Origin of the sequence: Kitasatospora herbaricolor (assembly GCF_030813695.1) — a bacterium.
Classification (GTDB): domain Bacteria; phylum Actinomycetota; class Actinomycetes; order Streptomycetales; family Streptomycetaceae; genus Kitasatospora; species Kitasatospora herbaricolor.
Genome location: NZ_JAUSVA010000002.1, coordinates 662,985 through 683,803, shown reverse-complemented (window position 1 = coordinate 683,803; position 20,819 = coordinate 662,985). Strand labels below are relative to the sequence as shown.

The window sequence follows — 20,819 nt, the reverse complement described above, 5'->3', positions numbered from 1 at the left end:
TTCGGGGTGCACCCGCAGGCCGATCGGCAAGCTGCTGCCGGGACGCGGGACACGGTGCGGGTGCGATGCCGGGCCGGCCCTGGCATGGATGGCTGGTCGGGGGTGTCACGCACTGTTGGTGATCAAAGGATCCTTTCGTGTCACCGGGGCCGCCCTCGGTCGTCCGGCGGCGCGCGGGCGTGCCGACGCGATCGCCGTCGGTCGGGAGCACCCTGCCGTGGGCGCGGTACTCGACCGGCCGGGCGCCGGGACGGTGCCGCGCATCGTGCTGCTGGTGGTGGCACTCGGGGCCGTCGCCGTCGCCGTCGCCGGCGAGCTGGTGGCCGCAACCTGCCGCACGCGATGCCGCGTCCCGCCGAACCTCCGCACCCCGCCGGGTCCTGGTGTCCCGCCGCGCCCTCGGGGCGCGCCGGGGCCGGTCCGCGACGCCCCCGCTCCCTGCTGCCGGTGGACGGCAGCTCGGCCTCGTCCGTCCGCGCGCGGCCCGCGGAACCGTCACTGTCCGCCTGGATCGCCCCGCTGGCGCCGAGCGCCGTCCTGATCAGCGCCGCTCTGCGGGGTTACGCCGTCGAAGCCGTGGTGGCCCTGGCGTGTCTGGCGCTCGTTCTCGCGGTTCCTCGCCCCTGGCCGTCGCCGGCCGTTCGGACGATCATTCCTGCCACTGCTGCCCCCGTGGATGCGCCCGGTCAGCCGTCCGACCTGCTGCTCGAACTGCTGCTGATCCAGGTCCGCTACGGCATCGGTCGTGCTGGGCACGGCCAACCACTGGCTGCTCGACGGTGTGGCGGGGTCGGTCCTGCTCGCCGCCGGGTGCCTGGTCCAGTACGTCCTGACCGGCCGCCGGCTGGTGGACCCCGTTCCCGCCCGGCCGGCCCCGCTCGGGGTCGCGGCCCCTGTCGGACTGCCGACCGACCACGGCCGAGGAAGACGGTTCACAGCCCGCCGCGCAGTCCAAGGAACGGCGCCGCCGGCTCCGACGGGTCGGACCCGACGCAGCGGGCTTCAGCCGACCTTGATCCCGATCACGCAGGTGTCGTCGTCGGTGTCCGCCCTGCTGTAGGTCAGAAGGTGGTCGAGGCGGTGTTCCAGCTCGGCCAGGTCGTCCGAGGGCTCGGGTGTCTGGGCGGTGGCCAGCAGGTCGTCAAGAGACGCCTGCAGGGAGCGGTCCTTCCGCTCGATCAGACCGTCCGTGTACATCATGAGCGTGTCCCCGGACTTCAGCTCGATCCGGCCCTCCTCGTATTCGGCCTGATGGATGGCGCCGAGCAGGATGCCCCCGACCAACGGCAACTCCCGCGCCAGTCCGTCACGGAGCAGGACGGGTGGAAGATGCCCGGCCCTGGCCCACCGCAGGACGTGGGTCTTGGGCTCGTACAGGGCGCAGACCGCGGTCGCGGTGACGTTGTCGGTCAGATGGTGCGTCACGCTGTTGAGCCAGGACAGGAGCTGCGCCGGGCCGGCGCCGGTGGCGGCCAGACCGCGCAGGGCGTTGCGGAGAGCGACCATGCCGGTGGCGGCATCGATGCCGTGCCCGGCAACGTCACCGACACACAGCAGGATCTGGCCCGAAGGCAGGTCCACGGTGTCGTACCAGTCGCCGCCGACCAGATGTTCCTTCTCGGCCGGGCGGTAGCGGACGGCGACCCGTAGGCCGTGCAGGTCCAGCGGTCCGCGGCTGGGCGGCATGATGGCGTGCTGCAACTGCAGGGCGAGCCGGCTGCGTTCGGCGGACTGCTGTTGGGTGTGGGCCAGCTGGTCACGGGTCGCGGCGAGCGCGACTTCCGTCCAGTGCTGGGCGGAGACGTCCTGGTAGGCGCCACGGACGGCGATCAGGCGGGTGTCCGCGCCGACGATGGGCTCCGCGACCACCCGGATGTGGCGGGCGATCCCGTCGGCCCGCTTCAGGCGGAAGGCGGTCGACGCCGGCCGCCGGTGGTGCAGGAGAGTGCGCAGGAACCGGCCGATGGTGTGCTCGTCGTCCGCGTGGGCGTGGGCCGCCAGTTGCTCGATCGAGATGGGGTCGGCGGTGTGCGCCAGCCCGTACAGGTCGAACAAGGTGTCGTTCCAGGCGATCTCGCCGCTGCGGAGGTTCTCCTCGAACCCTCCGATGCGTCCGAGCCGCTGGGCATGCTGGAGAAGGCTCGCGACCCGGGCGGTCCCGTCCTCGGTGCGCCAGTGGACCACGACCTGGGATCCGTGGCGGCTGATGTTCACCGCGGCTTCGGTGGCCAGCGGAACTCCGTCGACGAGGGCCGACAGCGTCATGGCCGGCGAACGGAACGACTCCCCGGTGGCCAGGACGTGTTCGACCTTCTCGACCAGGCCGCCCGGCCCGGCGGCCAGCGGGTAGGCCTCCATCAGCCGGGCGCCCAGAATGGCGTTGCGGGGCCGGCCCGCGAAGTCGACGAAGCCGGGGTTGATGTGCTTGATCAGGTAGTCGGTCGGCAGATCGGTCGCGTCGAAGAGCGGCTGCAGGACCATGCAAGGGTCCGGCAGTCCGTGGATCAGCTCCAGGAGTTCGGCCGTCTGCGGAGCGGTGGACGGGTCGATGTGGCCTGCCGGGTGGGATTCGAGCGCGGTTGCACAGAGTTCGGCCAGTGCCTGGAACTGCCTCTCCAGCGACTGCGACTGCGGGGGGAGCGCCTCGGGCCAGCAGATCTCGAGAACGCCGGTGATCCGGCCGCCCAGTCCGGCCGGGACGGCGAGTCGGCCGCCGGTGATCTCGCGCTGCCCGATGGAGGGGAGCCCTGCCGCGGACAGCGATTCGTACGTGGTGGTCGTTCGTTCGGCCAGTGCCTGGCGGGCCGGGGTCGGCACCCCGGGGGGAACGTGACGCCAGCGGGCCGATTCGCGCTCGTCGAAGCCGGCGCTGCCCGCCAGCGTCAGCGACTGGTCCGTGTTGGCCGACCAGATGGCCACTGCCTGCGCCCCGAGCGGCCGCAGCGCGTGCTCCAGGGCCGATTGCGCGACGGCCTGGACATCGTCGGCGTCCAGCATGCCGGTCTCCACGCTGCGCAGCCGCACCGCCACCGACGGCTCGCCGGCGGCCGCGACGAATCCGCGGGCGATCTCGGCTATCCGGTCGTGGGAGGCCTGGTTGACCAGGTCCGCAGCCAGCTCCAGGACGGAGACGTTCGACTGTGCCGCAAGGTTCTCCAACTGGCGGAAGGCGTCCGCGGGGCCGTACCCGAGGCGCTCCACGAGAATGCCCTTGGCGAGTTCGACAAGGGCCCGGCCGTCGGCCTCGGCGCGCGCCCGGGTGAGTTCGCGGCTCAGGCGCTCGACCGTCGAGGTGAGGCGGCCCACTGCACCCCGGCCGGCCGGGTCCGCGGACTGGTCGGTCCGCGACCGCGGGGCGCCGCCGGCCGGCTGGGGTGATGTGGCGGGCACTCCGGTCGGTGTCCGCGGGTTCAGCTCGGTGCGGGGGCGGTCGTCGGCGTCCCGAGGCGGTTGGTGGTCGCGCATCGGTCTCTCCTCGGGTAGCGGCGGGCGGCTGGCTGTGCCGGATCGTCTATGGGCGCAGCCAACGCTCGATGCAGGCGATGAGGTCGTAGGCGTCGACGGGCTTGGTGACGTAGTCGCTGGCCCCGGAGGCGAGGCTCTTCTCCCGGTCGCCGATCATTGCCTTCGCCGTGACGGCGATGATCGGCAGGTCCGCGTGTTGCGGCATCGCGCGGATCGCGGCGGTGGCGGCGTACCCGTCCATCTCCGGCATCATGACGTCCATCAGGATCAGGTCGATGCCGGCGTTCCGGTGGAGGGTGTCGATCCCGGCCCGGCCGTTCTCCGCCTGCAGGACCTGCATGCCGTGCAGCTCCAGGATGCCGGTGATGGCGTACAGGTTGCGGGCGTCGTCGTCGACGACGAGCACGGTGCGGCCCGTGAGCGAGCCGTCGACGTTCTGCGCGAACGACGCTTCCCGGTCCTCGGTGCGCACCAGCGGGAGTACGTCGCCGGGCTGTTCGGCGCTCAGGTGCAGTGCGATGCGTTCGCGCAGCTCGTCGAGGCTGGACAGCAGTTCCAGTGGCTGCCCGGCGGCGCGATCCTGCAGGAGCCGCTCCTGGTCGGCGCCCAGGCGCCGGTTGTTGTGGGCCAGGACCGGCACGCTGTGCAACGCGGTGTCACGCGCCATGTCGTCCAGGAAATTCAGTGCCCCGCCGTTCGGCAGGTCGAGTTCCAGGACCACGCAGTGGCACGGGCCCGCGGCCAGAGTCTCCGCCGCCTCCCGGGCACCCATGGTGGTGATGACCTCGAACGCCCCGCGGGGGTCGGCGGGGTCCGCGTGTCCCGCCAGGTCGGCGACGGCGCTCTCGGCCACGAGGGACAGCAGGCCACGAGGGCGTTCCTCGATGACCAGCAGCCGCCTGGGCTGGCTCGGCTCGGGCGCCGGGAGGTATCCCGTCGGCGCCCCCTGACCGGGCGGCGTCACCTCGGCCGGCCCGGCTTCCAGGGCCACCCGGGGACTGTCCGCGCTCAGCGCGAGGAATTCGGGGCGGGAGGCAGGAAGGTACAGGGTGAACACACTGCCGTGCCCCGGAGTGCTCCGGGCGGTGATGGCGCCGCCGAGGAGGTAGGCGATCTCCCGGCTGATGGAGAGCCCGAGGCCGGTGCCGCCGTACTTGCGGCTGGTGGTGCCGTCGGCCTGCTGGAAGGCGCCGAACACGCTCTCCAGGTGCTGAGGCTCGATCCCGATACCGGTGTCGATCACGTGGAAGGCGATGACGGGTTCCTCGTCGCGGCGGGCGGCCTCCGGCACGCTCGCCGCGTCTGCGACCTCGATCCGCAGCTCGACGCTGCCCCTCTCCGTGAACTTCACGGCGTTGGACAGCAGGTTGCGCAGCACCTGGCGCAGCCGGTAGTCGTCGGTGAGGAGTTGGGCCGGTACACCGGCGGCCGTGTTGATTTCGAAGGTCAGGCTCTTCTGGGTCGTCAGGGGGCGGAACGTCGCTTCGACGTAGTCGAGCAGCTTGTTCAGCGGGATGTGTTCAGGCGTGACGTCCATCTTGCCCGCCTCGACCTTGGAGAGGTCGAGGATGTCGTTGATCAGCTGCAGCAGGTCGGAGCCGGCCGAGTGGATGATGCCGGCGTACTCGACCTGCTTGGCGGTCAGGTTGCGGGTCGGGTTCTGGGCCAGCAGCTGGGCCAGGATGAGCAGGCTGTTCAGCGGGGTGCGCAGCTCGTGGCTCATGTTGGCCAGGAACTCGGACTTGTACGTGGAGGCGAGGGAAAGCTGGTGGGCGCGGTCCTCCAGCTCCTGGCGGGCCTGCTCGATCTCCAGGTTCTTGGTCTCGATGTCCCGGTTCTGCGCGGCCAGCAGTGCGGCCTTGTCCTCCAGTTCGGCGTTGGAGGACTGCAACTCCTCCTGACGGGACTGAAGTTCGGCGGACCGCACCTGGAGTTCGGAGGTCAGCCGCTGGGACTCGTCGAGGAGTTCGTCGGTGCGGGCGTTGGCCACGATGGTGTTGACGTTGACGCCGATGGTTTCCATGAGCTGTTCGAGGAACGCGCGGTGCACCGGGGTGAAGTCGTGCACGGTGGCGAGTTCGATGACGCCCAGGACCTGACCCTCGACCACGATCGGCAGGACGATCAGGGTCTTCGGCTCGGCGCGGCCGAGGCCGGAGGAGACGCTCACGTAGCCGGCCGGCAGGGAGTCGACGGCGATGGTGCGCCGGCTGCGGGCGGCCTGGCCGACGAAGGACTCGCCGAGCCTGAAGCGGGCCGGGGTCTCGCCGGGCGGGAAGGCGTAGGAGCCGATCAGGTTGAGGAACGTGGTGTCGGCGGTCTCTTCGGCGAGGTAGAAGGCCCCGTACTGGGCGCCGACCAGCGGGGTGAGTTCGTCCATGATCAGTTCGGCGACGACGGCCAGGTCGCGGCGGCCCTGCATCAGGGCGGAGATCCGGGCCAGGTTGGACTTGAGCCAGTCCTGGTCCTCGTTGGCGCGGGTCGTCTCGCGCAGGGACTCCACCATGAAGTTGATGTTGTCCTTGAGGTCCGCGACCTCGCCGGAGGCATCGACGGTGATGGATCGGGTCAGGTCGCCCTCGGCGACCGCGCTGGTCACCTCGGCGATGGCGCGGACCTGGCGGGTCAGGTTCCCGGCCAGCTCGTTGACGTTCTCGGTCAGCCGCTTCCAGGTGCCGGAGACGCCCTCCACCTCGGCCTGGCCGCCGAGCCGGCCTTCGCTGCCGACCTCGCGGGCCACCCGGGTCACCTCGGCGGCGAACGAGGAGAGCTGGTCGACCATGGTGTTGATGGTGGTCTTGAGCTCGAGGATCTCGCCGCGCGCGTCGACGTCGATCTTGCGGGTCAGGTCGCCGCGGGCCACCGCCGTGGTGACCTGGGCGATGTTGCGGACCTGGCCGGTGAGGTTGTTGGCCATCGAGTTGACGTTGTCGGTGAGGTCCTTCCAGGTGCCGGCCACGTTCGGCACCCGGGCCTGGCCGCCGAGCGTTCCCTCGGTGCCGACCTCGCGGGCCACCCGGGTCACCTCGTCGGCGAACGCCGACAGGGTGTCGACCATGGTGTTGATCACCCCGGCCAGCGCCGCCACCTCGCCCTTGGCCTCCACGGTGATCTTCTGCGAGAGGTCGCCGCGGGCCACCGCCGTCGCCACCTGGGCGATCGAGCGGACCTGACCGGTCAGGTTGGAGGCCATCACGTTGACGTTGTCGGTGAGGTCCTTCCAGGTGCCGGAGACACCGCGGACGGTCGCCTGCCCGCCGAGGTTGCCCTCGGTGCCGACCTCGCGGGCGACCCGGGTGACCTCGTCGGCGAAGGCGGAGAGCTGGTCGACCATCGTGTTGATGGTCTCCTTGAGTTCGAGGATCTCGCCGCGGGCGTCCACCCGGATCTTCTGCGAGAGGTCACCCTGTGCGACAGCGGTCGTGACCTCGGCGATCGAGCGGACCTGCGCGGTCAGGTTGTCCGCCATCACGTTCACCGACTCGGTGAGGTCGCGCCAGGTACCCGATACGTCCCGGACGTCGGCCTGCCCGCCCAGCCGACCCTCGGTGCCGACCTCGCGGGCCACCCGGGTCACCTCCCCGGCGAAGGCGGAAAGCTGGTCGACCATCGTGTTGATGGTCTCCTTGAGTTCGAGGATCTCGCCGCGGGCGTCCACCCGGATCTTCTGCGAGAGGTCGCCGCCCGCCACCGCCGTCGCCACCTGGGCGATCGAGCGGACCTGCGCGGTCAGGTTGCCGGCCATCGAGTTCACCGAGTCGGTGAGGTCACGCCAGGTACCGGAGACACCCTTCACGTCGGCCTGCCCGCCCAGCCGGCCCTCGGTGCCGACCTCGCGGGCAACGCGGGTCACCTCCCCGGCGAACGAGGACAACTGGTCGACCATGGTGTTGACGGTGTTCTTGAGTTCGAGGATCTCGCCGCGGGCGTCCACGGTGATCTTCTGCGACAGGTCGCCCTTGGCGACCGCGGTCGTGACCTGGGCGATGTTGCGAACCTGGTCGGTGAGGTTGCCGGCCATGAAGTTGACCGAGTCGGTCAGATCACGCCAGGTGCCCGCCACGCCGGGCACCTGGGCCTGGCCGCCGAGCCGGCCCTCGCTGCCGACCTCGCGGGCCACGCGGGTCACCTCCGCGGCGAACGAGGAGAGCTGGTCGACCATGGTGTTGACGGTGTTCTTCAGCTCAAGGATCTCGCCGCGCGCAGCGACGTCGATCTTCTGCGAGAGGTCGCCCTTGGCGACCGCGGTGGCCACCTGGGCGATGTCCCGGACCTGGGTCGTCAGGTTGCCGGCCATCGCGTTGACGGAGTCGGTGAGGTCCTTCCAGGTGCCGGAGACCCCGGGGACCTCGGCCTGGCCGCCGAGCCGGCCCTCGGTGCCGACCTCGCGCGCCACGCGGGTCACCTCGGAGGTGAACAGCGAGAGCTGGTCGACCATGCCGTTGAAGACGGTGGCGATCTCGCCGAGCAGCCCGTCGGCGTCGTCCGGCAGTCGAGTGCCGAAGTCGCCGTCGCGGACGGCGGTCAGCCCGGCCAACAGCCGCCGCAGATCAGGTTCCCCCACCTGCGCAGCACCGTCGCCCTCGCCTCGATGAGCGGACTGGGGCTTCGTCGAGCCGGTCATCGGCCGCCGCCTTCCTCGTTGAGTACAGGGCCGCAGGCCCAGGTCAGGCCGTGCCGGGCCCGGCATCCGCCCTGGCCCCTGGGCCGTGGGCGCAAGTCGCGTCGGACGTCAAACATACCTTCGGGACGCTACCGTACGTTTTCCGTCGACGGCCAGTTCCCGTGCCTGTGCCCGAAACCCCGCCCTCGCCCGATGCGCATGCCCCTCGGCCGGTGCTCCTGATCGTGCCGTCGGCGATCCCTTCCGCGGCCGATCGGCAGGACGGCGGCTCCGCGGGCGTATGGTGGAAGCGAAGTCGGGGACGAGCGTGCTTCCCCCGTTGCCTCAGGACTCCGGACGCACGCGGATCCCGAACCTGCTGCCCCTGACCCTGGCCGCGCCGCACCCCACGGCTAGGGAGCCGGGATGGCCATCGCAGAAGAGTCCTCAGCGTCACTCACAGGCACCGCCGCCGTGCGCGCGGCCGGGCAGCGCGTCGCGCCGCCGCCCTACGACGGCACCTCGCCCTTCCCGAGGGACGAATCCACCGGTCAGCAACGGGTGCCGACCTGGCAGCTGGCCTTCACGGCACTGATCGTGGCGTTTCCCTTCCTGGCCTTGGCGCTCGCGGCGTGGCTGCTGTGGGGCAGCATCATCGGCCCGGCCGATGTCGTTCTGGGCGTCCTGCTGTACTGCGTCACGGGGCTGGGCGTCACGGTGGGATTCCACCGCGGTCTCACCCACGGCAGTTTCACCCCCAACCGCCCCGTCAAGATCGCGATGGCGGTCGCCGGGTCCATGAGCTTCCAGGGGGACGTGATCGGCTGGGTGGCCGTCCACCGCCGTCACCACGCGTTCACCGACCGCCCCGGCGACCCGCACTCACCGTTCCGGTTCGGCACCAGCCTCACCGGCGAACTCCGGGGCCTGGCCCACGCCCACATCGGCTGGATGTTCACAGCCGACACCACCCCGGCTGCCCATTACGCTCCGGACCTCCTGGCGGACCGGGACCTGCGGGCGGTTTCCCGGGCGTTCCCGGTGCTGTGCGTGCTCTCCCTGGCGCTGCCGTTCGGGGCCGGTTGGCTGATCGGCGGTTCCGCGCACGCGGCGCTCACCGCACTCCTGTGGGCCGGCCTCGTCCGGGTCGCCCTGCTGCAGCACGTGACATGGAGCGTCAACTCGCTGTGCCACATGATCGGACAGCGCCCCTTCCGCACCCGCCGCCACGACCGGGCCACCAACCTCTGGCCGCTCGCTCTGCTCTCCTTCGGCGAGAGCTGGCACAACCTGCACCATGCCGACCCCACCTGCGCCCGCCATGGTGTCGACCGCGGACAGATCGACATCACCGCCGCCGTGATCCGCGTGCTGGAACGGTGCGGATGGGTCAGGAACGTCCGCTGGCCGGCAGCCGGCCGACTGGACACCCGCCGGCGAGCCTGAGCCCAGGAGCCGTGCCATGCTGCCCGTCGAACCGCACCCCCGTCCCGCGGTCCGCCGCGCCCCGGCCCCGCCCACGCCCGTGTCCGGCCGCGGGCTGCGCCGGGTGGCCGGGGCCGAGCCGTGACGCGTCATGATCAGCGCTCTGATGGCGCGCACACTGCCGCTGCTGCGATCATCCGACGGCACGCCGGACCTCACCGTCCTCCGGGGAGCAGGAGAGCGGGCACTCGGGGTGGACTGCCTGGCGGTCTCCGTCCTGGACAGTGTCGGTCAACGCGAACTCCTCTGGTGCTCCGGAGATTTGGCCCGCACGTTCGATGACCTTGAGTTCACCCTGGGGGAAGGTCCCGGCTACGACGCCATCACGAGCGGCATGTCCGTCCTGGTTCCGGACGTGGCCCGGATCTCCGCGGATCGCTGGCCCGGGCTGACCGTGGAGCTGGGGCCGCTTCCGGTCCGGGCGATCTTCTGCTTCCCCCTCGCGGTGGGGGCCATCCAGGTGGGCTCACTCACCACCCTGCGCCGCACCCGCGGTCCCCTCACCGGGGCCCAGGCCGACGACGCCTTCGTCCTCGCCTCGGCGCTCACCTCGCTCTTCCTGGACGGCCCGGACGACGACACGAAGGCGCCGACGGGCCCGGCACTCCTGCGTGCGGTGGTCCACCAGGCGACCGGAATGGTCAGCGTCCAGCTCGAAGTCCCCCTGCCCGTCGCCCTGGTGCGTCTTCGGGCCTACGCCTATGCGTCCGGCCGGCCGATCGCCGACGTGTCCCGGGACATCCTCGACCGGGTCGTGCGCCTGGGTGACAATGGCAGAGAACTGCCCACGGGCGGGGAGAAGGACTGATCGCGATGGCACGGGTGCGAAGAGTGACCGAGGTTTTCGTGGAGGTCGCCAACTCGCTGACCGAGGACTTCGGAGTGATCGAATTCCTGCAGCAGTTGTGCGAGCGCTGCGAGGAACTCCTCGACGTCGCGGCCGCGGGCATCCTCCTCGCCGATGAGCACGACACGCTCATGACGATCGCGGCCTCGGACGAACGTACCCACATGCTCGAACTCTTCGCCCTCCAGCACGACCAAGGCCCCTGCGTCGACTGCTATCGCACCGGCACCGCTCGTACGGCCATCGACCTGACGGACCTGGGGGTGGTGGGCGACTGGCAGGCGTTCGCCGCCCAGGCCCGCCAGATCGGATTCACGACCGCGAACGCGATTCCCATGCGTCTGCGCGGGCGGGTGATCGGGACCCTGGGCCTCTTCCAGACCAGACCCGGGCCCCTCGGCCCGGACGACCTCATGCTCGCCCAGGCCCTGGCGGACGTCGCCACGGTCGCGATCCTCCAGCAGCGCAGCCTCGACCGCAGTGAGACCGAACGCGGCCAGTTGCAATACGCGCTGACGAGCCGCATCGTCATCGAGCAGGCCAAAGGAGTCCTCGCCGAGCGCTGGGGCGTTCGGCTCGACGACGCGTTCGCCGCGTTCCGTTCCTACGCGCGCGCCCGGCACATGCACCTGGCAGAACTCGCCGGAAGGATCGCGCGCGGGGAATTCGACACCAACCTGATCCCCCACGGCGATTGAGCCGAGTCCGGCCCGGCCGGGACCACGGGTACCTCAGCAACTACGACCGGCCCGGGCAGAGACGAGGGAGAAGGGCCGACAACTGGAGTCAGGGCTCGGGGTGCCGAGTGCGCGCAGTGGGGGCGCCGGCCAAGAAGCCGACCGCGGAGCCGACTTCCGTCACGGGCGTGGGCGCTCAGGGAGCCGGGAGCGGGGCGAGGAGTGCGGTGCTGCCGCGCGTCCATCGGGTGAGGGCGTGCTCGGCGAGGCGTTCGTCGAGCAGGACGCTCGCGGCGAGGCCGAACGCGATGTCGTCCTCCAGGCCGGGTTCGTCCCTCAGCAGCGCGTCGATGACACCGTGGCGCATGAGCTGTTCGTGGACGGCGTCGGCCTCGACGTGCTCCTGGTAGAACCGGGTGCCCGCGGGCCCGGCGCCGAGGCGCTCCAGGGCTGCGGCCAGCCGGGCGGATCCGGGCGAGGACGTGATCTCCACGCCGGCGAACTGCCCGATCAGGGCGCCGCGGTGCGCGCGGTGCAGGGCGAACAGCGACATCAGGTTGACCACGGCCAGCGCCGGGGCGGGCACGAGATCCAGGTAGCGTCCGTAGGATCCGTCCAGGCCCAGGTCCGCCATCATTTCGGCGTACAGCCGGGAGTGGGTCCGCTCGGGGCGCCCCGCCCCGTATTCGTCGTACTGGACCGCGACGAGCGCCGCCTGGGCCGCGCCGTGGAGGCGGGGGATCACCCAGCTCTGCGGGTCGGCCTCCTTCAGGTGGTAGAGGGAGCGGAGCACCAGGTACTCGCGGGCCTGCCACCGCTCGCCTTCGCGCAGCAGGAAGTAGGAAGGACCCTCACCGTCGGCGGGCTCCAGCAGGAGCTCGCCCAGTTGCCCCGCCAGCGGGGCCACCGTCCCCGTCTCCGTGCGCAGGGCGTCCAGGAAGGTGTCCTCCAGAACGCGGCGCAGGCCAAGGACCGCGGGGTGCCATTCCCACCCGGCGTCCACACCGGCGAAGGCGCGGTAGTGCAGTTCGTAGCAGACGTAGAGGGCCAGCTGGTGGTCCTCGCCCCAGGGGTCGGCCGTGCCCGTTTCGGCGAGCGGCACCGCGGCACCCGGCCCGGGCGCGGAGCTCAGCAGCGTGACGAGCGCCTGGGTCAGGGGCCCTCGCGGTCGCGGGAGGGCGGGGCCGGGGCCTGCTGCCGTGACACCCACGGGATGGACCTCCAGGAAGAAGTGAGGGCTGGGAGACGCGACTACTCGTCGGACGGACTTCGACGAACGGGGGCGGGCTTTTCCGCGCCCTCCTGCTGCGCCCGCTCCGTCGGTGGCACCGAGCGGCGGCGGTGGCTGGTGTCGCAGAAGGGGTAGTGCTTGCTGCGTCTGCACACGCACAGGGCGACGGTCGGGCGCTCTTCCGACCGCACGGTGCCGTCCGGCAGGACGATCTCGACGGGCCCCTCCACCAGCAGGGGTCCGCTCTCCGCGGGCATCGTCAGACGTCTCGGACGCTGCGCGTCAGGCCGCCCGGACACCGCGGATCACCGCCAGTTCCTCGTGTCGCACCCCGGTGGCGATCAGTCCCTGCTCCTCGAACCACTCGGCGCGCGCCGACATGACCGGGCCGAAAGGGATCCGCTGCCGGGCGGCCACCTCGGTCCGCAGACCGGCCCGGGAGAGCGCCCGGCAGCTCGCCTCGACCCCGGACAGCGAGGAGTGCACCAGGAGCAGGACACCGCCCGGAGCCAGCACTCGTGGGGCATCGCGGCAGATCCGGTCGATCAGTGCGCGTCCGTCGGGCCCGGCGTCCCAGGCACGCGCCGCGCCGTGGGTCGGCAGGGCGTCGCCCGCCGCCGGCACGTACGGGGGATTGGAGGCGATCAGATCGAAGAGCCGCCCGCGCACGGGCTCCAGCAGGTCCCCGTGCCGTACGTGGATGCGCCGTCCGTTCAGTGCGCCGTTGACCCAGGCCGTGGCCAGGGCGCGGCGCGAGACGTCGATCGCGGTGACGCGGGCCCCGGTGCCGGCGGCGGCGAGGGCCACCGCCCCGGTGCCGGTGCCGATGTCCAGAACCTCGTCCCCTTCCCGGAGGTGTTCGCGGGCCAGGCTCGATATCAGCAGGTCGGTGTCATCCTGCGCTCGGTAGACACCAGGAGGTTTCAACAGCCACATAGTGCACGTTTGCCCCTCTTTGCACCGCTGACACATTCCTGCCCCTCCGAGGACGCAGGCGCACGCCTGGTCCGGAAGCAGCCGTTCGGGTGGGCACCGCGGGGACCGGTAGGAGCCACGCCGAGCGGGGGACCGGAGCCCGGTCGCCGTCCGGGGACCGCCACCGCGGCCGGATTCAAGCTGGTCCAGCGCACCGATCCCTCCCTGGCACCGGCATCGGCGCGATGCGGTGGGCCTGCCGGCGGCCACGAGCTGTGCCGCACCGCGGTGCCCTGTCCAGCACGGGGCACATGCGCCGGCGGGGCGCCGCCGGAGGCCCGCACGACTGCCGGTCCACCGGCCGTACGGACCGTGTCCCTCCGGCATCCCCGGGTAGGCGGCCAGAACGAGCCCGCCCGCGCGGGTGCCCGGGGTGACGTCCAGCATCGGAGACAGGCATGACCATGACGGCGGGGATCAGCCCCAGGACACTCCTGTTCGCGAACCGGTACCGGGTGAGCTCCGTCCTGGGACGTGGGGGCGCCGCCGACGTCCTGCGCGCCGTGGACGAACGCCTCGATCGACCGGTGGCGCTGAAGGTCTTCCGACCCGGTGCGGGCGACGACGACAACGCCCGGCGCTTCTGCACGGAAGCGCGGGTCCTGGCACGGCTGCGCCACCCGGGCCTGATCGAGGTGTACGACTACGGAATCGTCGCCGAGCACCCCTACCTGGCCCTGGAGCTGGTGGAGGGCACCACGCTCGCGGCCTTGCTGCGGTCCACGACACTGCCGGTCGCCGACGTTCGCCGCCTGGGGCAGGAGCTGGCGACGACCCTTGCCTTCGTCCACACCCACGGTGTCGTCCACCGGGACGTCAAACCCTCCAACGTGCTCGTCGACACCACCGGGCGCGTGCGGCTGGCCGACTTCGGTGCCGCCCGGCTGCTCGGCCCGCAGGCCCGACCCGGGGACGAGGCGCTCACCCGCACCGGCCTGATCGTCGGCACACCGGCCTACCTCGCGCCCGAACAGATCCGCGGCCGCGGCGCGCTGGCCTCCGCCGACGTGTACGCCCTGGGCCTGCTGCTCATCGAATGCCTGACCGGCAACCGCGAGTACACCGGAGCCCCCATCGAGGCCGCCGCCGCCCGACTGCACCGCCCGCCCGTCATACCGCCCCACCTGCCTGACGACCTGGCGGCCCTCCTGCTCCGAATGACCAGCATGAACCCGGCCCACCGCCCGTCCGCGGAAAGCTGTGCCCGGTTGCTGGGAACCGCTCGGCCGGATGCGCGGGCGGCCGGGGCCGACCGGCAGCCGGCCGGGAGGGGCTGCGCCGGCGTCGGCCGGGTGCCCCGCGCGAGGGCCGCGATCCGGGCGGCAGCATGTGCTCTGCTGCTCGCGGGCGTCGGGGGCGGCATTGCCCTCGGCGGCGGTTCGCCGGCGGCTCCGAACCCTGCCACGGTGCCGCCGGCCGCACCGCCGATCGGTGTGGTCCAGGCACCGTCGGACGCGACACCGAGCGAGCGGCCGGACCAGCCGCAGGCAGCGGTGGGGGACCCGGCAGCACCCGCCGCCGCCTCGGGTCCCACCGGACACCTTTCGCCGTCGTCCGGGCGCGCGGCCGCCGCCGAGCAGGCCGACGACGCCAAGCAGGAGGGGAAGGCCCGGAAGAACAAGGGCGGTCACGGGAAGGGGCCGAAGTGAGAACCCGAAGGCCGCTCCCGCCGCGCGTCGCGCGGCCGGGCCAGGGGTGGATTCCGCGGCCTCGGGGCCACGTTCGGGCCCGAGGTGTTCGTGGCGGATGGCGACCGACGGGCTGGCGGACCGGTGACGGCCACACAGCGGACCGGTGACGGCCACACAGCTGAGGGCCGCCCTTGCTGCGCCAGGACGCCGGGTGCGCTGGTCAAGCGCGATGGCCCACCCGGATACCTTCTCCGGGTGGGCCGTCGACGTTCCGTGCGGTCCGGCGTGCGCGTGGGTGGTGCGCCGGTGCGTGCCGGGTGGGGTCAGGCGCGTCGGCCGGCGACGGCGCGGTAGACGACCAGGACCAGCAGGGAGCCGATGATCGCGGCGATCCAGGTGGAGAGGTCGAAGAAGCCGTCGATGGAGTCGACGCCGAAGATGACCTTGCCGAGCCAGCCGCCGAGGAGGCCGCCGGCGATGCCGATCAGTATGGTGACGATGAGGCCGCCCGGGTCGCGGCCGGGCATCAGGGCCTTGGCGATGGCACCTGCCAGCAGGCCGATCAGAATCCACGCGATGACGCCCATGAGGTGCCGCCCTTCAGGTAGTGCCGTTGTGTGCTCCCCGTCTACTCGTTCGGATCGGTCCCAAACCCGCTTCTTCGGGCGGTCGGTCTCCGTGGCGTCAACACGTTCGCATCCCGGGCACCACCGCCGGGCGGGTGCACCGAAGCGTCCGGACCGGAGTGTCTGATTTCCCATTTCCTGCGCCCGCGCCCACGGTTCTCAACCGAGGAGTGCGTCGGCCGCCTTCTTGAGCGAGCTGCGATGCTGCGGTCGCCTGGGCGCCGTGGCGCGCACTTCGAGCATGCGAGCGCCGATCTCCTGAAGTTCCTTGCGTCCGAGGGCGGACCGGACCTTGGGGAACCAGTCGCCCTCTTCCTCCTCGATGTGGCGGCCGACGGAGTCGATGAGGACCGCGGTCTTCGCATCGAAGCGTTCGTCGTCGGGATCCATGGCATCGAGCTCGGCGCACAGCACATCGGCGACGTGGTGTTCCTCGTAAGATTCCAGGATGTCGTTCTCAAGGTCGGGGACGAGTTCTCGCACCGTCGGGTACATGACCTCGTTCTCGATGTAGGTGTGGACGGTCAGGGCCTCGACGATTCTGCCGACGAGATCGGCCTTGACCGCCTTCGCGTCGTCGTCCGCGGTCTCGAAGGCCCTGAAGAGCCGACGTACCTCTTTGTGGTCCTCCTTGAGAAGGACGATGGCATCGGTGGACATGGGCGCCTCCTCCGCTGGACCTGTGATGCGGTCTTCGGGGCGGACCGGCCCCGACTCGGCTGGTGCTTCGACGAGGCGGCCTCGGCGGAAGGACTGCCATGAGCCTTGGCGAAGGCACCCTCGCCGCCGAAGCGGCCGCCGGCGGCGTGCTAGGGCTTCAGCGCGTCCTTGACCTTCTGGCCGGCCTGGGACAAGTCGCCCTTGACCTGCTCGGCCTTGCCCTTCGCGGCGAGGCTTTCGTTGCCCACCGCCTTGCCCGTCGCCTGCTTGGCCTTTCCCTTGGCCGTTTCAGCGGTGTGCTTGATCTTCTTTCCCGCGCTCATGCGTTCCTCCTTGACGAAGCCTGCCGCCCCCTGCCGCTCCTGCCCGATTTACGTCGTTATAGACAGATCTTGAGTCATTGCCCCGAGGGCACGGCGTTGCCACCTCGACCAGGACGGGGTACCGGCTCGCGGGTGCCGGTGCCGGCAGGCGGCTCACCTCTTCCGGCCGAAGCACGGGTCAGGTGTGGCTCTACCGGTCGTCCTCGTCGTAGTCCTCCTCCTCCTCCTCGAATTCCTCACTGTCGGGAGCTTCGTCCTCGGTGTCGTATTCGCCCTCGTCGCCCTCGGCGTCGCCCTCCTCGTACTCCTCCTCGGGTTCTTCCTCGGGCTCCTCTTCGCTCTCCTCGTCGTACTCGTCCTCGGGGGCCTCTTCGTCCTCGTACGGGCCCTCCTCGTACTCCTCCTCTTCCTCCTCGGGCTGCTCCTGCTGGGCGGCCTCTTCCTCCTCCATCGCCTCGTCGTGGGTGCGGACGACCTCTCCGTCGCGGATCTCTCCGCGCCAGCCCTCCGCCTCGTCGTTGGTGAGCGAGACATGCCGCTGGAAATTCTTGAAGTCCAGGCGCACGCGCCGGCCCTGGGCACGCCAGATGTTGCCGGTCTTCTCGAAGAAACCGGCGGGGTAGTACTCGACCACGAGGACGATGCGGGTCAGGTTCGGAGTGAGTTCGTGGAAGCTCACCGCGCCGCGGGTGGAGCCCTTCGCCCCCTGCGAGGTCCACACGATGCGTTCGTCCGGCACCTGTTCCTGGACGGTGGCCTTGAAGCTGCGCTTCGACGGCCCGACCTTGACCTTCCAGTCCGTGGTCACCTCGTCGCCCTGGGAGACGCTCTGCACGCCCTTGGCGAAGTCGCCGAAATCCTCGTACTGGGTCCAGTGGTCGTAGGCGGTCCGCACGGGCACGCCGACGTCGAGGGTCTCGACGATGTTCATGACCTTCTTCCCGGCCTTGCGGCCGGGCTTCCCGCCGCCGCCGAAGGCCCCCTTGACCTTGTCGACGACGTTGTCCTTGATGCTCTTCGCCTTCTCGCCGAGGAAGGCCTTGGCCGGTGAGTCGCCCTGCAGCACGCGGGCGCCCACTTTGGGCAGTACGCCGCCGTTCTCGGCGACGTTGCCGAGCTGGCCGGTGAGGTCCGAAACCTTGTCGCCGGCCTTCTCGACCAGGTGCTCCATCTGGGCGCCGAGATACTTGACGGCTTCCTCGCGCAGTCGGTCGACGCCCGACTTGTCTGCGGCTTTCTCGTCCGTGGCGGCCATGGCTCACCTCCGACGGGTGCGTGCGGACGGCTTGGTGGCGGTGTTCTTGCTCGCGGCCGTCTTCCTGCCCGCAGCGGTCTTCTTGGCCGGAGCCGCAGTCTTCTTGCCCGCGGGCTTCGCGGCGGTGGTCTTGGAGGCGGCCGAGCGACCCGTGGACCGCTTGGCCGGCGGAGCGGTTTTGGCCGGCGCCTTCTTCGCTGCCGGCGCCGTCTTCTTGGCCGGAGGTGCGGCCTTCTTGGCGGGCTTGCGAGCGGGGGTCTTGGGCGCGGACTTCCTGGTCGAATCGCGGGAGGGTCGCGGGTGCTCCTCCGAGGCGGGGGTGGTGGGGCGGCGCCGGCGTGCCGGCCGCTTCGGTTCCTCGGCCTCGGCCTCGGCCTCGGGCTCTTCCTCCTCTTCTTCCTCCTCTTCCTCCTCTTCCGGCTCTTCCGGCTCTTCGGCCTCCGCCTCGAAGTCGTCCTCCTCCGGCTCCTCGCCGGTTTCGTCCTCGGCTTCGACGTCCTCCGCTTCCTCCTCGCCCTCCTCCGGCTCGTACTCGTCCTCGTACTGCTCCTCGTCCGCCTGCTCCTCGGACGGCTTCGGTTTGCCGACGTTCAGCGTGCGCTCGCGCAGGGTGTCCGCCAACTCGCCGATGCGGCGGTTGGCCGCTGCGGCGACCGCCTTCTTACCGGCTTCCATCAGCTCGCCGCGGACCTGCTCGTTCAGCTCGGCGACCTGCGGGACCTCGCTCAGCTTCCGCAGGCCCTCGGTGGCGAGCTGTCGGGGGTCCAGCCCGAACCGGCGGCCCGCCAGGTAGGTGGCTGCGGCGAACGCGAGGCGTCCCTTCTTCGCCCGTCCGAGCACGTATCCGCCCGCGACGGCGGCGGCCAGGGCGGCCTTGGTGGTGTCCTTCATGGGGTCATCTCTTTCCGGCACTCGCCCCTTATCCGAGGATCGGCACCAGCGAAGGGGCCCACGTGATGCCGTCGCGGGGCAAGGGCCCGCCCCGCCGTCCGCGCGCCGGGCGCACAGAGGTGAAGCGGCCCTCGCACACAGCGGTGCGTCGGATGCGGCCGCCCACGGCCGTACCCGAGAGCCGAACCGCCCGGCACAGGCCATGCCGAGCCCCTGAGCCGTCGCGCCCTACCCCCCGGGCTCCATGGCCTGCGCCGGCTACGGCTCCCACACATCCAGTGTGGTCAGTACACCGGCGAAGTGCACGTGGAGTACCCGCATCCTGAGCTCGGCCGGCGCGGCGAAGTTCGACGCCGAGCGGTCCGCAGCTCACGCCGACCGGGCCAGGTCCCGTGTCGGCCCGACGAATTGCCCGTGTTCAGGAGCGACGAGCCCGTTAGTATGAGGACATATCTTGTGTGGGCGCATCCGGCGCGGCGCAGTGCGTGGTCTCCGGATCGGAGAAGGAACATGGCCGCAGGCACGGAGGACGGCGCGAGGCCTCGCAGGTCCGCCGGGTCCGCAGGCGGTGCGCACCCGGCGCCCCGGCGGACCGCCGCCAGTCGTCCGGAGGGCGAGACGCGAGCCCGCCCCCGACGCCGCCTCTCCGCGTCACGAGCCATGCGCAACGCCGCCGAACAACTGGCGGAACTCCTCGGCCGGGCCCCGGAGTCGGTATCGGCGCTGAAGCCCACCGAAGACGGCTGGCAGGCCGACGTGGAGGTGGTCGAGCTGGAACGAATCCCCGAGACGACCAGCGTGCTGGGCACCTACCGGGTGACCCTCGACGAGGCGGGCGAACTGCTGTCCTACGAGCGGATCCGCCGCTACACCCGCGGACAGATCGACCGCCGCACCTGACAACCCCGCACCGTGACGACGAGAACGCCTTCGCGCTCCCGCCACGGCAGCGGGCCGGCGAAGGGAGGCACCGTGACCGTGGTGCCACAGGGCTCAGCCGCGGTGTCCCGCGGCGGGAGCACCGGAAGTCTCTACGACATCCTCGAACTGATCCTCGACCGCGGCCTGGTCATCGACGTCTTCATCCGGGTGTCCCTGGTCGGCATCGAGATCCTCAAGATCGATATCCGTATCGTGGTCGCCAGCGTCGACACCTACCTGCGGTTCGCCGAGGCCTGCAACCGCCTCGACCTCGAAGCCGGACGCAAGGCTCCGACCCAACTCACCGACATCGTCGGAGAGGTGACCGAAGGTGGCGCCAAGGGCAAGAGCAAGGGCGCGCTCACCGGCGCCGTGGAAGCCGTCACCGACACCCTCCACCTGGGACGCGACAAGGACGAGGACCAGGACGAGGAGAAGGAGCCCGCGCCGAAGCGCGCACGGCCCGCCACCCGCCGGCCCACCAGGCGACGGGAGGAGTGACATGAGCGTCTACGTCTACTCCATCACCGCCGCCGCCCACCCCCGCGACCTCGACGGCCTCACCGGCGTGGGTCCGGCGCCCACCGCGCTGCGCACCGTGGGCGCCGGACCGCTGTGCGCCACAGTCAGCGACGCCCCGCCGGAGCTACGGCCCAAACGCCGCGACCTCATCGCCCACCAGGCCGTCCAGGAACGTCTCATGGCCGACGGCACCGTCCTGCCCCTGCGCTTCGGCCTCACCGCGCCCGACGACGACGCCGTGCGCGCCGCCCTCGAAGAGCGCCGCGACGAGTACCTCCAGCGCCTGGCCGACCTGGAAGACTGCGCCGAGTACCACCTCAAGGCCGCCATCGCCGAGGACGTCCTGCTGCGGGAGATCCTGCAGGACTCGGCCGAGGCACGCCGGCTCAACGACGACATCAAGGCCGGTAACAGCAGCCCGGACCTGCCGCTGGCACTCGGCGAACTCGTCGCCCAGGAAGTCCTGGCCCGCCACCACGCCCTGGCCTCCGGCATCATCGAGGCGCTGCGCCCCCACGCCCGCCAGGATCGCATCTCCGAGCCGACCGGGGACGACTTCCTGAACGCCTCCTTCCTGGTGGACGAGGCCCACCGGGAACTGTTCCTCACCGCCGAGAAGGGCCTCATCAGCGAACTGGGTACGGAGTTCGACTTCCGACTCCACGGCCCCCTGCCCGCCTACAGCTTCGTCTGAAGGGCGCGAACCC

At 71.1% G+C, this 20,819-nt stretch carries 17 protein-coding genes; 7 read left to right on the top strand and 10 right to left on the bottom strand.

All coding sequences use genetic code 11. The features are described 5' to 3' along the window. Window positions 1-1,002: 1,002 nt before the first annotated feature. Complete coding sequence (locus J2S46_RS03465) at window positions 1,003-3,465, bottom strand: SpoIIE family protein phosphatase (RefSeq protein WP_191294608.1); 2,463 nt, start codon at window positions 3,463-3,465, stop codon at window positions 1,003-1,005. 46 nt (window positions 3,466-3,511) lie between these two features. After that, complete coding sequence (locus J2S46_RS03460; protein ID WP_442358316.1) at window positions 3,512-8,155, bottom strand: HAMP domain-containing protein; 4,644 nt, start codon at window positions 8,153-8,155, stop codon at window positions 3,512-3,514. A 339-nt stretch (window positions 8,156-8,494) separates the two neighbouring features. Here J2S46_RS03460 and J2S46_RS03455 point away from each other — a divergent pair, with 339 nt between their 5' ends. From J2S46_RS03455 to J2S46_RS03445, 3 genes are all read left to right on the top strand, one after another. Next, entirely contained in the window at window positions 8,495-9,514 is a 1,020-nt protein-coding gene (locus J2S46_RS03455; RefSeq protein ID WP_191294792.1) for an acyl-CoA desaturase, read from the top strand. A gap of 145 nt (window positions 9,515-9,659) precedes the next feature. Further along, complete coding sequence (locus J2S46_RS03450; protein WP_191294793.1) at window positions 9,660-10,361, top strand: GAF and ANTAR domain-containing protein; 702 nt, start codon at window positions 9,660-9,662, stop codon at window positions 10,359-10,361. A 23-nt stretch (window positions 10,362-10,384) separates the two neighbouring features. Then, complete coding sequence (locus J2S46_RS03445) at window positions 10,385-11,098, top strand: GAF domain-containing protein (protein WP_229913449.1); 714 nt, start codon at window positions 10,385-10,387, stop codon at window positions 11,096-11,098. Window positions 11,099-11,273: 175 nt separating this feature from the next. Here J2S46_RS03445 and J2S46_RS03440 read toward each other — a convergent pair whose 3' ends face one another. The 3 genes from J2S46_RS03440 to J2S46_RS03430 all read right to left on the bottom strand — a co-directional run bounded on the left by J2S46_RS03440 (window position 11,274) and on the right by J2S46_RS03430 (window position 13,244). Next, window positions 11,274-12,179 (bottom strand): iron-containing redox enzyme family protein, encoded by a 906-nt coding sequence (locus J2S46_RS03440; RefSeq protein ID WP_307348596.1) that lies wholly within the window; start codon window positions 12,177-12,179, stop codon window positions 11,274-11,276. A gap of 149 nt (window positions 12,180-12,328) precedes the next feature. After that, window positions 12,329-12,565 carry a CDGSH iron-sulfur domain-containing protein gene (locus J2S46_RS03435; protein ID WP_191294795.1) on the bottom strand — a complete coding sequence of 79 codons (237 nt, stop codon included), beginning with the start codon at window positions 12,563-12,565 and terminating at the stop codon, window positions 12,329-12,331. Between the two features lie 25 nt (window positions 12,566-12,590). Beyond that, window positions 12,591-13,244, bottom strand: a complete 654-nt coding sequence (locus J2S46_RS03430; protein WP_191294796.1) for a HemK2/MTQ2 family protein methyltransferase — start codon at window positions 13,242-13,244, stop codon at window positions 12,591-12,593. Between the two features lie 437 nt (window positions 13,245-13,681). On the opposite strand from J2S46_RS03430, the gene J2S46_RS03425 reads away from it, so the two are divergent. Further along, window positions 13,682-14,932 (top strand): serine/threonine-protein kinase, encoded by a 1,251-nt coding sequence (locus J2S46_RS03425; RefSeq protein ID WP_229913450.1) that lies wholly within the window; start codon window positions 13,682-13,684, stop codon window positions 14,930-14,932. A 305-nt stretch (window positions 14,933-15,237) separates the two neighbouring features. Here J2S46_RS03425 and J2S46_RS03420 read toward each other — a convergent pair whose 3' ends face one another. From J2S46_RS03420 to J2S46_RS03400, 5 genes are all read right to left on the bottom strand, one after another. Beyond that, a complete protein-coding gene (locus J2S46_RS03420; protein WP_190214600.1) occupies window positions 15,238-15,501 on the bottom strand; it encodes a GlsB/YeaQ/YmgE family stress response membrane protein in 264 nt (87 codons plus the stop codon). 198 nt (window positions 15,502-15,699) lie between these two features. Next, window positions 15,700-16,200, bottom strand: coding sequence for a hemerythrin domain-containing protein (locus tag J2S46_RS03415; RefSeq protein WP_191294749.1), 501 nt, complete (start codon window positions 16,198-16,200; stop codon window positions 15,700-15,702). 149 nt (window positions 16,201-16,349) lie between these two features. Beyond that, window positions 16,350-16,523: a CsbD family protein gene (locus tag J2S46_RS03410; protein ID WP_191294748.1), complete on the bottom strand. Its 174-nt coding sequence runs from the start codon at window positions 16,521-16,523 to the stop codon at window positions 16,350-16,352. 190 nt (window positions 16,524-16,713) lie between these two features. Continuing rightward, window positions 16,714-17,778 (bottom strand): SRPBCC family protein, encoded by a 1,065-nt coding sequence (locus J2S46_RS03405; protein ID WP_191294747.1) that lies wholly within the window; start codon window positions 17,776-17,778, stop codon window positions 16,714-16,716. A 3-nt stretch (window positions 17,779-17,781) separates the two neighbouring features. After that, window positions 17,782-18,669 carry a histone protein gene (locus tag J2S46_RS03400; protein ID WP_191294746.1) on the bottom strand — a complete coding sequence of 296 codons (888 nt, stop codon included), beginning with the start codon at window positions 18,667-18,669 and terminating at the stop codon, window positions 17,782-17,784. Between the two features lie 510 nt (window positions 18,670-19,179). Between J2S46_RS03400 and J2S46_RS03395 the strand changes: the two genes are divergently transcribed. The 3 genes from J2S46_RS03395 (at window position 19,180) to J2S46_RS03385 (ending at window position 20,806) form a co-directional block, all read left to right on the top strand. Then, on the top strand, window positions 19,180-19,569 hold the full coding sequence (locus tag J2S46_RS03395) for a gas vesicle protein GvpO (protein WP_191294745.1): 390 nt from the start codon (window positions 19,180-19,182) through the stop codon (window positions 19,567-19,569). Window positions 19,570-19,641: 72 nt separating this feature from the next. Then, window positions 19,642-20,091 carry a gas vesicle structural protein GvpA gene (locus J2S46_RS03390; RefSeq protein WP_191294744.1) on the top strand — a complete coding sequence of 150 codons (450 nt, stop codon included), beginning with the start codon at window positions 19,642-19,644 and terminating at the stop codon, window positions 20,089-20,091. Window position 20,092: 1 nt separating this feature from the next. Next, window positions 20,093-20,806: a GvpL/GvpF family gas vesicle protein gene (locus J2S46_RS03385; protein ID WP_191294743.1), complete on the top strand. Its 714-nt coding sequence runs from the start codon at window positions 20,093-20,095 to the stop codon at window positions 20,804-20,806. The last annotated feature ends 13 nt before the right edge of the window (window positions 20,807-20,819 follow it).

Excerpts from the sequence above, each read along its gene's own strand:
- J2S46_RS03465 (WP_191294608.1), bottom strand. The coding sequence starts at position 3,465 with ATGCGCGACCACCAACCGCCTCGGGACGCCGACGACCGCCCCCGCACC.
- J2S46_RS03460 (WP_442358316.1), bottom strand. The coding sequence starts at position 8,155 with ATGCCGGGCCCGGCACGGCCTGACCTGGGCCTGCGGCCCTGTACTCAA.
- J2S46_RS03455 (WP_191294792.1), top strand. The coding sequence starts at position 8,495 with ATGGCCATCGCAGAAGAGTCCTCAGCGTCACTCACAGGCACCGCCGCC.
- J2S46_RS03450 (WP_191294793.1), top strand. The coding sequence starts at position 9,660 with ATGGCGCGCACACTGCCGCTGCTGCGATCATCCGACGGCACGCCGGAC.
- J2S46_RS03435 (WP_191294795.1), bottom strand. The coding sequence starts at position 12,565 with ATGCCCGCGGAGAGCGGACCCCTGCTGGTGGAGGGGCCCGTCGAGATC.
- J2S46_RS03430 (WP_191294796.1), bottom strand. The coding sequence starts at position 13,244 with ATGTGGCTGTTGAAACCTCCTGGTGTCTACCGAGCGCAGGATGACACC.
- J2S46_RS03425 (WP_229913450.1), top strand. The coding sequence starts at position 13,682 with ATGACCATGACGGCGGGGATCAGCCCCAGGACACTCCTGTTCGCGAAC.
- J2S46_RS03420 (WP_190214600.1), bottom strand. The coding sequence starts at position 15,501 with ATGGGCGTCATCGCGTGGATTCTGATCGGCCTGCTGGCAGGTGCCATC.
- J2S46_RS03415 (WP_191294749.1), bottom strand. The coding sequence starts at position 16,200 with ATGTCCACCGATGCCATCGTCCTTCTCAAGGAGGACCACAAAGAGGTA.
- J2S46_RS03410 (WP_191294748.1), bottom strand. The coding sequence starts at position 16,523 with ATGAGCGCGGGAAAGAAGATCAAGCACACCGCTGAAACGGCCAAGGGA.
- J2S46_RS03405 (WP_191294747.1), bottom strand. The coding sequence starts at position 17,778 with ATGGCCGCCACGGACGAGAAAGCCGCAGACAAGTCGGGCGTCGACCGA.
- J2S46_RS03400 (WP_191294746.1), bottom strand. The coding sequence starts at position 18,669 with ATGAAGGACACCACCAAGGCCGCCCTGGCCGCCGCCGTCGCGGGCGGA.
- J2S46_RS03395 (WP_191294745.1), top strand. The coding sequence starts at position 19,180 with ATGGCCGCAGGCACGGAGGACGGCGCGAGGCCTCGCAGGTCCGCCGGG.
- J2S46_RS03385 (WP_191294743.1), top strand. The coding sequence starts at position 20,093 with ATGAGCGTCTACGTCTACTCCATCACCGCCGCCGCCCACCCCCGCGAC.